The sequence below is a fragment of the Bacillus testis genome (assembly GCF_001243895.1).
In the GTDB taxonomy this organism is placed as follows: domain Bacteria; phylum Bacillota; class Bacilli; order Bacillales; family DSM-1321; genus Bacillus_AD; species Bacillus_AD testis.
The window spans coordinates 2892790-2907827 of record NZ_LN851186.1; the positions used below are offsets into that span (position 1 = coordinate 2892790).

The following is a 15038-nucleotide window of genomic DNA, read 5'->3' on the forward strand; positions in this document are numbered from 1 at the left end:
CCTATGAAAGTCATTAAGATATCGCCACGCGGCTATTGCTATGGAGTTGTCGATGCTATGGTCATCGCGCGCAATGCCGCTTTAGATAAAACATTGCCGCGTCCAATCTATATTCTCGGGATGTTGGTCCATAACAGCCATGTGACCGATGCATTTGAAGAAGACGGCATTATCACATTGGACGGACGAAATAGATCTGATATTATCAATCAAGTGGATAAAGGAACCGTTATTTTTACAGCGCACGGCGTATCCCCCGAAGTAAGAAAGCTTGCCGAAGAAAAAGGATTAGTTGCAATAGATGCTACATGTCCTGACGTGACAGCCACGCATAATCTGATTCGGGAAAAGCAAAAAGAAGGCTATGAAATTATCTATATTGGAAAAAAAGGCCATCCCGAACCAGAAGGAGCCGTCGGCGTAGCACCCGACATCGTCCATTTGGTCGAAAACCGGGAAGATGTTGAAGCCTTGAATATCCAGTCCGAAAAAATCATTGTAACCAACCAAACAACAATGAGCCAGTGGGATGTCCAGGAATTGATGGAATTCGTCCATGAAAAATATCCTCAGACAGAAATCCATAAAGAAATATGCAATGCCACACAAACAAGGCAAGAAGCGGTTGCCCAACAGGCAGGCGAAGCAGACCTATTAATTGTAGTAGGCGACCCTCGAAGCAACAACAGCAATCGCTTGGCTCAGGTTTCCGAAGAAATCGCCGGCACTAAAGCCTATCGTGTCGCGGACGTATCGGAAATCAATCCTGACTGGCTGAAAGAGATCGAGACAGTCGCTGTTACATCAGGGGCTTCCACACCAACGCCTATCACCAGGGAAGTCATCGCTTACCTGGAAGCGTTCGACCCTGCCGATCCCGACACATGGGTAGGCGTCAAATCCACGCCGCTAAGCAAAATTTTGCCTAAGGTAAGACCTAATAGCAAAACGAAAAGCAGATAAACATTCAAAAGGGTTGCTTCCAGCAGCCCTTTTGTAACTCGTGTATAGATAAGATAGAAGAAGCTGAACATTTCATATAGGACGGACTTTTCGAATCACTCCCTCATTTTCCGTCGACAGCCATTCTTCACATCCTAAAAAGGCAGCTTCTCCGAGAGAAGCTGCCTCTTTTATATTTACAGAAACGTAAAAGGATCTGTATGGATGGCCGAAGGGAAAATATTCAATTCCCATTTGGCTTGTTCACTATACTCTTTCAAGTATTTTGTTACTCCGGCTTTCATAACCTTTTCAATATTATGGCCGGGATCGACAATATTCAGGCCGGCCATCATGGCATCGTGCGCCGTATGATAATACATATCGCCGGTTACGTAAACATCGGCTCCCCGGAATTTGGCCGTCATGAAGTATTTATTTCCATCGCCTCCAAGGACCGCCACCTTCTTAACCTTATCCTTTAGATTGCCGACCACACGCAGCCCATGAAGGCCAAATGCTTCTTTTACCCGATATGCGAATGCTTCGAGTGTCATTTCCTCTTCCAACGACCCGATCCGTCCAAGCCCAAGAGCCTCGCCTTGATTGTCAAGGGGATAGAGATCGTAGGCAACTTCTTCGTATGGATGGGCCTTCAACATCGCTGCCAGCACTTTTTTCTCGATATCCTCTGGATAAATTGTTTCAATCCGCACTTCTTCGACTGTTTCCAGTTTGCCCGTTGAGCCGATATAAGGATCAGTGCCATCTTCAGGCAGGAAACGGCCTTTCCCTGCAGCTGAAAACGAACAGTGGCTGTATTGGCCGATCGCGCCGGCTCCCGCTCTTCCCAACGCTTCGCGTACCGCTTCTTCCGCTTCAAGCGGAACATATACAGCAAGCTTTTTCAAAGCCACCTGATGGGTATCCACCAGCACCTCTGTATCCTTTAGCTGAAGCGCCTCGGCGATCAAATCGTTCACGCCGCCTTTAGCAACATCAAGATTGGTATGGGCTGCATAAACCGTAATATCATGCTTAATCAATTTCTCCACAATTCTGCCTGGAGCAGAACTTGTATCAATTTTTTTCAAAGGACGGAAAATCAGCGGATGATGGGCAATGATCAGATCCACTTTCGTTTCGATTGCTTCATCGACTACTTCTTCCAATACATCCAGGGCGAGCATTACTTTCGACACCGGTTTATTGAGCGTGCCGATTTGCAGGCCGATTTTGTCGCCTTCCATCGCCAACTTTTTCGGGGAAAATTGTTCAAATGCGCTAATGACTTCAAAACCGTTAGGTATTTTCATCGTAGGACCTCCTCTGCATATTGAATATATCGTTCAAGCTGCTCCTTTTTCTGCAGTGATTCTTGATTGCCGCTCTTATTCAATTGTTCAATAATTTGCAGCCAATGCTTTCGTTCATGGGTCCATTTCTTCCGGAATACATCGTTACGCTGCTTCATTAGGAAGGGGCCAAACAGAATGTCCATTTCACGGGCTGCACTGTATGGCTCTTCAGGATTGCCCCGTTTGGCTACAAGGACTTCATAAATTTTGCCGTCTTCCTCCAATATCTCTTCCTGGGTCAGTTGCCATTCATTCTGCAACAGCCATTCGCGGATATTATTGGCTTGTATATTCGGCTGAAGAACCAGCGTTTCCACTCCCTCCAGTTTCGCCTTCCCCTTTTCAAGGATGGAGGAAATCAGCGTGCCGCCCATACCGGCAATTGTAATGCAGGTTGCCTCTCCAGGGTAAGCAAGAACTTCCAAGCCATCGCCCTTACGCACAGAAATCGCCTTTTCTAGCCCTTCAGATTTCACCTGTTTTTGCGCAGACGTGAAGGGGCCATCGCTCACTTCGCCCGCTATTGCGCTTTTGGCAATTCCTTTATTCACCGCATAACAAGGTAAATAAGCATGGTCTGATCCGATATCGGCCACAACACTGCCTTTTGGTATAAAAGATACTACTGTATGTAATCGTTTTGATAAATGTTCGCTATTCATATAAACCACCTATTCCATATTCTTTACTATTACAGTATAAAGAAGAATTCAGGCATTATGCAATACGTTTGGCTGAAACCCCCTTTTCTCCTGTAATCTAGGCTTTGACCAATCTTGCCTCTTATCGTACTGTAAAAGAAAAAGGAGTTAAAACATGGAAAATAAAATAAACCATATTACAGTTTCAGTTTCTGACTTGAATAGAAGCATAGCCTTCTATCAGGATGTCTTTGGGGCAAAACTCATCGTCCATGGCCCGAGAATGGCTTACTTTGATTTAGACGGCCTATGGCTGGCATTGAACGAAGAAAATCTCCCGGACAGAACTTTCTCCAATACATATACGCATATTGCTTTCACTATTTGCGAGGACCAGTTGGATGAATTCACTGAAAAGCTGAAACGGAACGGCGCTGTGATAGAAAAGGGCAGAAAGCGCCATTTGCTCGAAAAAGACAGCATTTATTTCAGGGATCCGGATGGTCACTTATTTGAATTCCATACCGGCACCCTTACTGATCGGATCAGCTATTATAAAAGCCAACAAGCAAACATGCTTTTTTTTGATTGATTGGCTGTACGAAACAGGCGACTGATCGATGATCAGCCGCCTCCTTTTCATGCCTTATAATTTAGAAAGCCAAGTTGTCATTTCATCCAGTTTGTCATCTGGAACCAATCCGCCCGGCATTTCTCCTTTAGGCCCTTTTTTACCGTTTTTCAGTACATCCTTGATTTCATCTTTAGACATATTTTTTCCAATGCCCTTCAATGCGGGCCCTACTACACCTTGATACTGGTCCCCATGGCAAGATATGCATGTTTCCTTGTAAAATTCCTCAGGCGATGCTTTTGCGGTCGTTTCTGTCTTTTCTCCACTTTTGCCGTCTTTCCCTTCAGCGACATCCTTTGCGTCGCCCAACCCTTTGAATGAAAGAGCAAAAATCAAAACAATCCCGGCAACCATAATCATTACAAAAGGAATAATTGGACTGCGATTCATACTTTTACCTCCCCTTATGTACGTCGATAACGATTCACGATAATACCAAACAACACCTATTTTACTTTAAAATGGAAATTAGTAAAAGCCTAAACCCTAAAGTTATTCAATATTTTCGGAATTTAGACAAATATACAAAAATACACCCGGGAATTTAAACAATGCCAATGAAGGAACATATATAGAAAAAAACCACAAGAATGCCAAATGAACCGGCCAAAGTGAAGTAAAGCTTACGCATCTTTACCCCGGCAAAGAGCCATAAAAGGCAATTAACAATCAAACCAAGATACAATATGAACGGATTGCCGGGAGCAAGCTTCTTCCACATTGAAACAGTTGCGAGAACCAGGATAAACGCTAAAGCCAACAAGGTGGCTGTCCTTAAATTGCCGTTGTTTTGATTGAAAAAAATAATTCCTATCAAGAGCAACATACAAAATAGGTAAAAGGCTATTTGCAAAGTTCCTCCTAATTCTGTAAAATAATTTACAATTACAACTGCAACAAAGATTAACCCAATAAAGGCAAACAGCAGCGTTGCCGGTTGGGGCAGCTGGTGTTTCTTTTCCTGGCCGTCCCCTTCCGAATAAAGCGCTATTAAATAATCACAGTATTTCTCAGGAAGCATCTTTGTTTTTTTCCAATATTTCAATTCATTCAGTATGATTTTCTTTCTCGTTTCATTCATCTGGCCGGGCACATCCTCACCATAGGGTCTTTCTACATATATCGGGTGCAGCAGACCATTTTTCAAGAGAGCGGGATGTAAATAGGCAATGTGGACTAACTTCCGTCCCTTGGCTCCAGTATTGAAGCGGAGATCTTAATGCTAGGGTGAATGGGGTAAAAAAAAGGCCCATGCACTGAAAAACAGGCTTGGACCTTTGTTGCTTCTTTTATTCAAGGAAATCCTTCAGGCGTTTGCTTCTGCTTGGATGTCTTAATTTACGCAAGGCTTTCGCTTCTATTTGGCGGATACGTTCACGTGTAACGCCAAATACTTTACCCACTTCTTCGAGAGTGCGCGTTCTGCCGTCATCAAGGCCAAAACGCAAGCGAAGCACATTTTCTTCCCGGTCAGTCAGCGTATCAAGAACGTCTTCCAACTGTTCTTTCAGTAGCTCATAGGCTGCATGCTCGGAAGGAGATGTAGCATCCTGGTCTTCAATGAAATCGCCTAAGTGAGAATCATCTTCTTCACCAATTGGCGTTTCTAAGGAGACAGGTTCCTGTGCAATTTTTAGGATTTCACGGACTTTTTCTGGCGTTAGATCCATGTCCTCAGCGATTTCTTCTGGAGAAGGCTCACGTCCTAGATCTTGAAGAAGCTGGCGCTGTACACGGATCAATTTATTGATGGTTTCAACCATGTGCACAGGGATACGAATCGTTCTCGCCTGATCAGCGATTGCACGGGTGATCGCTTGGCGTATCCACCATGTTGCATACGTACTGAATTTGAAACCTTTGCGGTAATCAAATTTCTCAACCGCTTTGATAAGGCCCATATTCCCTTCCTGGATCAAATCAAGGAACAGCATGCCCCGGCCGACATAACGCTTGGCAATGGAAACAACAAGGCGTAAGTTCGCTTCGGCAAGACGACGTTTCGCTTCTTCATCGCCTTCTTCGATACGCTCAGCAAGAGCAATTTCCTCTTCGCCTGAAAGAAGGTCTACTCGTCCGATTTCTTTCAAATACATACGGACAGGGTCATTTATCTTAACACCAGGAGGAACACTCAAGTCGTTCAAATCGAACTCTTCCTCTTTGGCCAATTGTTTGACGTTCGGGTCATTGTCGCTGTCTTCTTCAGCTAATACTTCAACGCCTTGGTCGCCGAGGAAATCGAAGAATTCATCCATAGCATCGGAGTCTAATTCGAATGTCGATAATTTATCACTTACTTGCTCATACGTAAGGACACCACGTTTTTTCCCTGCTTCAAGCAGTTTCTCTTTTACCTGATCAAGTGTTAATTCATTTTCTACCTCTTTGGAACGAGCTGATTTATCAGCCATATGTTCCCCTCCTTCCAAACTTTCAAACCGCTTTAGATGTATTGTTTATTGGGATTTCATTTGTATAATTTCTAATCCAATCTTGGCAGCAAGGATATGGTCGCCCATTCGGATTGCTTCGGCCTGATTGTCTTGTTTTTCTTTTATCTTTAACATTTTTTGCTGTTTCAACACGGCTCCAACATAATCTTTTAATTCCTGGTCAGATGGTTCGGAAGATACAGACATCATTTGGATTTGGGAAACAACTTTACGCAACTGCTTGTCGGGAATATAAGAAAGGAAAAGAGAGATATCCGACTCTTCATTTTCTTCGTAAAAACCGAAAAGGTACGTGACAATGGCCTGATGTTCATCTATGTGGAACGGATTTCCATCCATCAATGAACGGATTTTATAGGCAGTTTCCTTATCCTGCATCATATGGGCCAATAATTTCAACTCCGCATTAATATGGGCTGGGTGCAGTTTTTGCTGCGTATACTGCAAGGCCAAGCCGCTCACTTGATTGCGATGATTTGTCTGCGGCAAATTTCCTCTTTTCTTCTCGGACCGGAAAATGGTCTTCTGCTGCTCGGTGAGAGCGTCCATCGATAAAGAAAACTCAGAAGAAATTTGGCGCAAATAATGCTCTCTTTCAACAGCATTGGGCAATTTGGCGATTTCTTTAAGGACTTCCTCGATATATGAAATCCTGTCGCCTTCATTCTTCATGTTTCGGCCTTTGCGCAGGTATTTCATCTTAAAGGACAAATAAGTATGGCTGTCGCCAATCACATCATGCATAAAACTATTGGCCCCATATTTTTTGATATATTCATCAGGGTCCAAGCCGTCAGGCATAATCGCTACTTTCACAGTGAGGCCACTTTTCACAATCATTTCAGCCGCCCTGTTGGCAGCTTCAAAACCTGCATTGTCGGAGTCATAGCATATCAGCACTTCCTCACAGTTCCTCTTCAGGATGCTTAGATGTTCCTCTGTAAGGGAAGTCCCCATAGTAGCCACTCCGTTGTCGACCCCCGCTTCTGCAGATGAGATGACATCGGCAAACCCCTCGAATAATACAGCCTGTTGCTTCTTCCGTATGGCCGCCCTTGCCTGATGGAAGTTAAACAGCAACTTGCTTTTATTGAAGATAGCTGTTTCCGGGCTGTTTAAGTACTTAGGCTCGTCATTTCCCAAAGCCCTTCCGGAAAACGCAACAACGTCCCCGTGATGGTCCTTTATCGGAAACATCACCCTGTTGCGGAAACGGTCAAATCTTTTGCCATCATCCCGGCTAACGATAATCCCTGACTGATCGAGAATATCGTCATCGAAACCTCTTTTCCCCAGGAACGTCTGGACAAAGTCCCAGGAATTTAAGGAATAGCCGATGGAGAACTTTTCAATGGACTCTTTCGAAAAGCCTCTTTCCTGCAAATAGTGTAAAGCCGGCTCACCTTCTTTTGTATTTGCAAGCAAATGATGGTAGAATTTAGTTAATAACTCATGTGCTTCAATCATTTTTTTGGAAGCGCTCTGCTGCGGGCTTTGACTGGCTGTGTCCGGGCTTTGAATGTCCAAAGCGATATTGCCGCGCTCAGCAAGGTCTTTGGCCGCCTCCAAAAAAGAATATCCTTCTATATCCATTAAAAAGGTAAAAACATTTCCTCCCGCCCCACAGCCAAAGCAATGGAAAATCTGCTTATCAGCTGACACGGAAAAAGAAGGCGTGTTCTCACCATGAAAAGGGCAAAGTCCGAAATAATTGCGGCCCTGCTTCTTAAGCTGTACGTAATCGCTGATGACATCAACGATATCTACAGAACTTCTGATACTATTCAATTGTTCTTCGGATAATCTGGTATTTGACATCTGACTACACCTTTTCTTTTAGGTGATAATCTATAATTCGATAGATCTTTTTATTTTCCTGCAAGTTTCGACAAATTTTTGAATAACGCTTCACGAAAGTTTTTTCGGTCTGCCTTCGTAAAGGCTTTAGGCCCTTTTGAGTATACACCGTTTCTCCGTTTTTTGGCAGCTTCATGCCTCATTAGGAGCAGCCTGTCGATATTGCCTTCGTCATAAAGAATGCCTTTAGGCGAAAGGACACATACACCTTTTCCGATAAGGGCTGCCGCCAGGCCGATATCTGCTGTTACGGCAAGATCCCCTTTCTCTGCGGAATTCATGATATGAAGATCGGCGGCTTCTTTGCCCCAATCAACATACACCCAATTCGCATGTTTTTCATCGTTCACCTTATTTTTAATGCTCGCTACGAAGGTAAGAGCCACACCCAGCTCTTGTGCAACCGACATGCATTCGTCTTTGACCGGACAGGCATCGGCATCTATAAAGACAGATGGTTTATTGATCATATCTTCTTATTTCTCCATTTTCCCTCAATTTCCTGCTTCTGCTTCAATTACTTTCAAAAGAGCAGCCATATGTCGAATTTTTTTACAAAACGCGCTTGACTTTCTTATAATTATAGTTTATTCCTTCTGGAGCTAGTCTAAACCTATTGTTTATTCTTTTTATCACAATTTTTCATTATAGTACATTAAAAAGCAAAAATCCATAGACGATCTTGTTTAACTTCAACAATCTACGGACAATTCCTACGCTAAAAAAGCACTCACTAAGTGCTTTTGAGCGTAAAGCATTTACTTTTTATTCCGTTTGATTGTATCCATGATGTTATTAGCCGTTTCTTCTATTGCTTTATTGGTCACATCAATAACAGGACATTTCAATTTATGAACGATTTTTTCGAAATATGCCAATTCTTCCTTAATGCGCTCTAGATTCGCATAAATGGCATGGTCGCCTAGCCCCAATGTCTTCAAACGCTCTTTCCTGATGTTATTGAGTTTTTCCGGGCTTATTTTTAAACCGATGCATTTCTCAGGTGCCACTAGGAACAATTCTTCCGGAGGCTCCACTTCTGGGACAAGTGGAACGTTCGCCACTTTATAGCGCTTATGGGCCAAATACTGGGATAATGGCGTCTTGCACGTTCTAGAAACTCCTACCAAAACGATGTCCGCGCGCAGAATTCCTCTTGGGTCACGTCCATCATCGTATTTAACAGCAAATTCAATCGCTTCAACTCTTTTGAAGTAATCCTCATCCAACTTCCGGACAAGGCCAGGTTCATAAACCGGATCCAGTTGGAACTTTTCCTGAAGCATATCAATCAACGGACCGATGATATCGTAGTAGATAATCCCTTCTTCTTTTGCTCGTTTGATCATATACTCGCGGTCTAAAGGCCTTACTAATGTGAAAGCAATAATTCCTTGATTCAACTTAGCCAGTGATATGACTTCATCGATATGTTCAGGATTTTCGACATAAGGTATTCTTTTTATTTTTACGTTTATATTTGAATTCATGAATTGGCTGACAGCAGCCTTTGTCACAAGCTCCGCCGTCTCGCCGACAGAATCAGAAACAACATAAATAATAGATGCACTCATAAATGCCCTCCCCCTACGGCTTTATAACTCTTCAGTCGCCAGTGAAACAAGCGCTTTGGTTATATTGGTTTTGGTGATTCTGCCAACTACTTCAAATCCGCCTTCTGTCTCTTTTACGACAGGAAGAGCATCAATTTGCTTTTCAATAAGCTTTTTGGCTACTTCTATTAATTGGTCATCCTTTGTGCACATAGCGATGTTCGGCATACGTGTCATAATGATATTCACAGGGATTGAGCTTAAGTCTTTTCCCCCAATGCTGGCACGCAGGAGGTCTTTTCTGGAAAGGACACCGACAAGCAATGACTGTTGGTCGGTTACAAACATGGTCCCCACATCCTCCAAGAACATCATACAGATGGCATCATATACAGAAATACTATCATTTACAACAACCGGTATCGATTGGTAATCTTTCACATAAAGTTTCGCCAAATTATCCGTAAGAAGCTGTGTTCCTGATTTGCCGCTATAAAAATAACCTACCCGCGGCCGGGCTTCAAGAAAACCTGCCATCGTCAGGATTGCTAAATCAGGGCGTAGTGTAGCCCTAGTCAAATTTAACCGTTCAGCTATATGCTCCCCTGTAATCGGCCCGTTTTCTTTAACGATTTGAAGAATGGTCTCTTGGCGTTTATTCAGTTCGATTGTACTCACCACCTTACTAGATTATACAAAAAGTAAGACATACTATATGTGAATATTATAACTTACTTATAAGCTAATAAAAAGTAAGACATACAATTGTACATCTTACTTTTATCACGTTCTAACTGCCGCTGAGACGCCCACTTTAACACGGAAGAGAAGACGAAGAGGGGTAGGCGGAGGATGAATGAACTCCCTACCGCGCAAAATCCACTTTATCTTCTGCGTATTTTATGGTTTTATCCCATTCTAACTAGCCCAAAGATTCCCGCTTCAACTGATGCGCGAAACGAAAAAGTGTTAGCGGGAGATCAAATGCCAGCAAAAATCTGATGGGTTCAACTAATGAGCGGCAGGGATTGATTAAAAACCCCGCCGTTCAAAGTTTCCCTTGATCTCAAAAAATTATAAAGACAGTACCTTATTCATATAAGCAAAGCTGCCGATCAAATCGCTCATTTCCTTCATCAAAGAAAGGCGGTTATTCCGGACCTCTTGGTCTTCCGCCATTACCATTGTATGATCGAAATAAGGCTGGATTTCCTGTTTCATTGATGCAAGCAGATTGAATTGCTTCTGCGCATCGCTTTCTGAATGGTATTCTTCTTTTACGGAAACAAATTTGTCATACAGCGCTTTTTCAAAGTCATTCTCAAACAACTCAGGTTTGATGGACGGTTCGCCTTCAAGCTTCACCGCAATATTCATCACGCGGCTTAGAGCTTCCATGCTTTCTTTGAATCCTGGGCGATCTTTTTCCTCCTCCAGAACTTCCGCACGATGAACGACAGCAGAAACGTTGCCGATTTCTCCGGATAGAACTGCATCCACTAAATCATGGCGGATTTCTTTATCAGCCAATAGATGCTTCACTCGCGCAGTAAAGAATGTAAGCATATCTTCGCGGATTTCGCTTGCCTCTTTCTTATTGATGCCTTGTTTCACTACAAGTCCAAGAGACATATCCACTAACTCTTCCAATTTGATAGCCCAGTCTTTATCCAACAGAATTTGGACGATACCGCTTGCTTGTCTTCTTAGTGCATATGGGTCCTGAGAGCCTGTTGGAATAATGCCGATTGCAAAGCAAGAAGCGATTGTATCCATTTTTTCCGCAACACTGACCAGTGCTCCGATTGTGCTTGCCGGCACTGAATCATCTGCATGGCGCGGCATATAATGTTCATTGATTGCAACTGCCACCCGTTCATCTTCATTCATGATGCGCGCATAGCGTTCCCCCATATACCCCTGTAATTCAGGGAATTCGTAAACCATATTAGTGACAAGGTCGAATTTGGCGATTTGCGCAGTCCGGTCAGCAAGCGCCGTTGTTTCTTGGTCTTCGTTCAATGCAATTGCCAAATCATTCGTCAATTGTCTAACACGCCCTACTTTTTCAGCAAGCGTGCCGATTTCTTCATGGTATACAATCGTCTCAAGCTTTTTCAAGTAACTGTCGATATCTTTCGTTTGATCTTCACGATAGAAGAAGGCAGCGTCTGCTAGACGTGCGCGCAGAACTTTTTCATTACCCCGGGCAACCGTTTCAATTCCATCTTCATTTCCATTGCGTACTGTAATGAAATGAGGAAGCAGCTTCCCTTCATTGTCCATGACCGGGAAGTAGCGTTGATGTTCCTTCATGCTGGTAATCAGGACACGGTCCGGCAACTCCAGGAATTCCTGTTCGAACGAGCCAAACAATGCGGTTGGATACTCGACCAAATTATTGACTTCTTCCAACAAGTCTTCATCTACAGGGATGACCCAATTATTTTCTTCTTCCAATTTTTTCAATTGAGAGAGGATCATTTCTTTGCGCAGGCTAGCATCCGCGATTACATATTGTTCTCTTAGTTTATCCTCATAGCTGGATGGCTCTTCAATGGTAACCTCTTTTCCAAGGAAGCGATGGCCTCTGGTTGTTTTGCCTGTTTCCACGTCAGTAATTGAAAATGGGATAACCTCTTTTCCGAATAGCGCCACCATCCATTTAATCGGACGGACAAAACGAAGATCATGATTGCCCCAACGCATATTTTTTGGGAAAGATAAGGAAAGAATGATTTCTTTTAAGTGGACAAGCAGGTCTTTCACCTGTTGGCCTTTCGTGAATTTTTGAACGTGAGCGTACTCAACGCCTTTGATTTCTTTGAAATAGATATCCTCGACAGTAGCGCCTTGGCCGCGCGCAAATCCCATAGCCGCTTTGGACCAGTTCCCTTCAGCGTCCATGGCGATTTTCTTGGCAGGGCCCTTCGCTTCCTCATGCATGTCTTCCTGCATTTCATTCACGCCAGTAACGAGAACCGCCAATCGGCGGGGAGTAGAATACATTTTCGCTTCTTCATAGGCAATATTTTGTTCCTGCAGCCAGCTTTCGATCTTATCCTTCAATTGCTTGATGCTGTCAGTGACAAAACGGGCCGGCAGCTCTTCTAATCCGATTTCTAATAATAAGTCTTGTTTATTCATGAGTGTTTTCTCCCTTCCCTTTTAAGATTGGGAATCCTAGCTTTTCACGTTCTTCATAGAATGTTTTAGCGACTTTTCGTGCCAGATTCCGGCATCGTGCAATATATCCGGTCCGCTCAGTGACCGAGATGGCCCCTTTTGCATCCAGCAAGTTAAAGGTATGTGAGCATTTCAATACATAATCATAGGCAGGATGTACAAGACCCTGTTCCATTTGCGCATGCGCTTCTTTTTCATACATATTAAAGAGTTCAAACAACATTTCAGTGTTGCTTGTCTGGAACGTATATTTCGAATGTTCATATTCTGGTTGGCCAAAAATATCCCTTACTGTGAAGCCTTCTGTCCATTCCAGGTCGAATACATTTTCTTTGTCCTGGATATAAGAAGCAAGACGCTCGATTCCATAAGTGATCTCTACAGAAACCGGCTTACACTCCAATCCGCCTACTTGTTGGAAATAAGTGAACTGGGTGATTTCCATTCCGTCTAGCCAAACTTCCCAGCCGAGACCGGCACAGCCCAATGAAGGGTTTTCCCAGTTATCTTCAACAAAACGGATATCATGCTTCAATGGGTCGATTCCAAGCGCCGCCAATGATTCCAAGTAAAGCTCTTGGATATTATCCGGCGAAGGCTTCATAATTACTTGGAATTGATGATGCTGGTAAAGCCGGTTCGGGTTTTCTCCATAGCGGCCATCGGCAGGACGGCGTGAAGGCTCTACATAGGCCACGCTCCACGGCTCAGGCCCAATAGCTCTCAAGAATGTATAGGGGCTCATCGTTCCTGCACCCTTTTCGGTATCATAGGCATTCATCAAAATGCAGCCCTGATTAGACCAATGCTTTTGTAATGTGACAATCATATTTTGAATATTCATCGTGCACCTCCAATTAGTATAAAAACGATTGCTGACTTTTTAGGGCAGGCTTTAAAAGCCTTCTGAAAACACAAAAAACTCCCGCCTCTATGCCTGTCAGCATAGGGACGAGAGTTAACCCGCGGTTCCACCCTAATTGCCGTTCCACTGATGAAACAGCCTCTTTTAGTTACAGTACGCTTGCTCCGGAACGCCTTCTTCGCCTATTTACAGCCCGGCTTCCACTATCCCGGGTTCGCTTTTTATAAAGGGAGACAAATACTACTTTCCATCTCGGCAATATTACACTTTTTAATATTAGCATTTTATCCAAAAAAGAACCCTGTTGTCAATAAGGCAGCGTCATATTAAAAAAGATTGCATGTTCTATGTAGAAAGCAAAACAAGCTTAATCCAAAGCTTTTAGATAAGCCCGTCAAGCTTGTTCAGCTGCTTCAGGAATTTTTTTGACTTAAGTGTAATCCCTGAATAGGTATCATAATATAAATCGATGAGGCGGCGGAGCTCCTGCTTCGTTTCCTCTTTTAATGATATTTTTCCAAGCTTCGCAAGATCAAAATAATAAAAGAGGCGGAGAAGTTTCACCACATTCGCCGAAAGGGGCAGCCGGTATGGATCGATATGGCTGCAACGATGGCATAAAAAACCGCCTTCACGGACAGAAAAGGAAAATTCCCCTTCCGTTTCCCCACAATTCACACAGCGGTCCAGTATGGGGGGGATGCCTAAGACCCCTAGCATTTTCCATTCAAAAACCATGGTAATTACTTCAGGGTCATAGCCTTCATCAATATGGTTCAGCACCTGATAAAGCAATTCGAAAAGATAAGGATTCACCTTCTTTTCATCCGTTCCCTTATCAAGCAATTCAACAATATAAGAAGCATAGGCCGTTGCCACCAAGTCTTCACGGATGTGGCGGAACGACGAAATCGATTCACCCTGCGACAGGCTTCCAAGCCCCGAAGATGTCTGTACCAAGAAATAGCCATAGTAAAAAAGCTGGGTGACTGCTGAAAAGCGGCTGTTAGCTTTATTGGCTCCTCTGGCCATTACACCTATTTTTCCCCATTCACGGGTGTAAAGGGTGATAATTTTATTATTTTCCCCGTAATCAATCCGGCGAATGACAATGCCCTCACATTTTTGCATCAAGACAAGTCACCTTCTTCGGACGGTCAAGAACCTCAGGAAATCGGAAAATTCACATCTGCTAGATCTTCAGCAACTTCTTCGACAGGACCATGATGATCAATCTGAATCTCTTTAAACAGAAGATACATATCAATACTGCCCGTCTCTTTAAACATATTCCAGGTAAAATCCAACATACCAAATCCCACCTTATCTGTTTTATTACTAGCAAGCTGTTTAATCCAACTTCCTTATTATCTTGACCGCCCACCTTTTTTTCATAAGCAGCAAAAAATGTTAAAAACAACGAAAAGCGGAAGACCTCCGTTTAGCTCCGTACAAACTGGAGTGTTTCTCTCAAGATAAAGGAAACACGGCGAGGGTACGAGCCGATGTTGACTTATCGATGAGAGAAACGCGAAGTTTGCTAGGA

At 43.4% G+C, this 15038-nt stretch carries 15 protein-coding genes; 2 read left to right on the plus strand and 13 right to left on the minus strand.

The window, feature by feature from the left end; genetic code table 11:
* Positions 1–3 precede the first annotated feature (3 nt).
* On the plus strand, positions 4–963 hold the full coding sequence (locus BN1765_RS14465) for a 4-hydroxy-3-methylbut-2-enyl diphosphate reductase (protein ID WP_050615797.1): 960 nt from the start codon (positions 4–6) through the stop codon (positions 961–963).
* Positions 964–1139: 176 nt separating this feature from the next.
* Here the strand turns inward: BN1765_RS14465 and BN1765_RS14470 are convergent, their stop codons facing one another.
* On the minus strand, positions 1140–2258 hold the full coding sequence (locus tag BN1765_RS14470; RefSeq protein ID WP_050615798.1) for a Nif3-like dinuclear metal center hexameric protein: 1119 nt from the start codon (positions 2256–2258) through the stop codon (positions 1140–1142).
* Entirely contained in the window at positions 2255–2962 is a 708-nt protein-coding gene (locus BN1765_RS14475; protein WP_050615799.1) for a tRNA (adenine(22)-N(1))-methyltransferase, read from the minus strand. Before BN1765_RS14475 ends, BN1765_RS14470 begins: the two co-directional genes overlap by 4 nt.
* A 154-nt stretch (positions 2963–3116) precedes the next feature.
* Here BN1765_RS14475 and fosB point away from each other — a divergent pair, with 154 nt between their 5' ends.
* Entirely contained in the window at positions 3117–3533 is a 417-nt protein-coding gene (gene fosB / locus BN1765_RS14480; RefSeq protein ID WP_050615800.1) for a metallothiol transferase FosB, read from the plus strand.
* Between the two features lie 54 nt (positions 3534–3587).
* Here the strand turns inward: fosB and cccA are convergent, their stop codons facing one another.
* The 11 genes from cccA to BN1765_RS19360 all read right to left on the minus strand — a co-directional run bounded on the left by cccA (position 3588) and on the right by BN1765_RS19360 (position 14802).
* The gene (cccA, locus tag BN1765_RS14485; RefSeq protein ID WP_050615801.1) at positions 3588–3965 is read right to left on the minus strand and encodes a cytochrome c550; all 378 of its coding nucleotides are present in this window, start codon (positions 3963–3965) and stop codon (positions 3588–3590) included.
* A 154-nt stretch (positions 3966–4119) separates the two neighbouring features.
* Positions 4120–4656 carry a hypothetical protein gene (locus BN1765_RS14490; protein WP_050615802.1) on the minus strand — a complete coding sequence of 179 codons (537 nt, stop codon included), beginning with the start codon at positions 4654–4656 and terminating at the stop codon, positions 4120–4122.
* A gap of 208 nt (positions 4657–4864) precedes the next feature.
* Positions 4865–5989: an RNA polymerase sigma factor RpoD gene (rpoD, locus tag BN1765_RS14495; protein WP_050615803.1), complete on the minus strand. Its 1125-nt coding sequence runs from the start codon at positions 5987–5989 to the stop codon at positions 4865–4867.
* 45 nt (positions 5990–6034) lie between these two features.
* Positions 6035–7849: a DNA primase gene (dnaG, locus tag BN1765_RS14500; RefSeq protein WP_050615804.1), complete on the minus strand. Its 1815-nt coding sequence runs from the start codon at positions 7847–7849 to the stop codon at positions 6035–6037.
* Between the two features lie 50 nt (positions 7850–7899).
* On the minus strand, positions 7900–8358 hold the full coding sequence (locus BN1765_RS14505) for a YaiI/YqxD family protein (protein WP_050615805.1): 459 nt from the start codon (positions 8356–8358) through the stop codon (positions 7900–7902).
* Between the two features lie 288 nt (positions 8359–8646).
* Positions 8647–9462, minus strand: coding sequence for a pyruvate, water dikinase regulatory protein (locus BN1765_RS14510; RefSeq protein WP_050615806.1), 816 nt, complete (start codon positions 9460–9462; stop codon positions 8647–8649).
* Positions 9463–9483: 21 nt separating this feature from the next.
* On the minus strand, positions 9484–10119 hold the full coding sequence (locus tag BN1765_RS14515; RefSeq protein ID WP_187119454.1) for a transcriptional regulator CcpN: 636 nt from the start codon (positions 10117–10119) through the stop codon (positions 9484–9486).
* Between the two features lie 396 nt (positions 10120–10515).
* Positions 10516–12588 (minus strand): glycine--tRNA ligase subunit beta, encoded by a 2073-nt coding sequence (gene glyS / locus BN1765_RS14520; protein ID WP_050615808.1) that lies wholly within the window; start codon positions 12586–12588, stop codon positions 10516–10518.
* Positions 12581–13471 carry a glycine--tRNA ligase subunit alpha gene (gene glyQ, locus BN1765_RS14525; protein ID WP_050615809.1) on the minus strand — a complete coding sequence of 297 codons (891 nt, stop codon included), beginning with the start codon at positions 13469–13471 and terminating at the stop codon, positions 12581–12583. The genes glyS and glyQ overlap by 8 nt, the downstream gene beginning before the upstream one ends.
* A 402-nt stretch (positions 13472–13873) precedes the next feature.
* Positions 13874–14626: a DNA repair protein RecO gene (recO, locus tag BN1765_RS14530; RefSeq protein ID WP_050615810.1), complete on the minus strand. Its 753-nt coding sequence runs from the start codon at positions 14624–14626 to the stop codon at positions 13874–13876.
* A gap of 32 nt (positions 14627–14658) precedes the next feature.
* Entirely contained in the window at positions 14659–14802 is a 144-nt protein-coding gene (locus BN1765_RS19360; protein WP_069203037.1) for a YqzL family protein, read from the minus strand.
* Positions 14803–15038 lie beyond the last annotated feature (236 nt).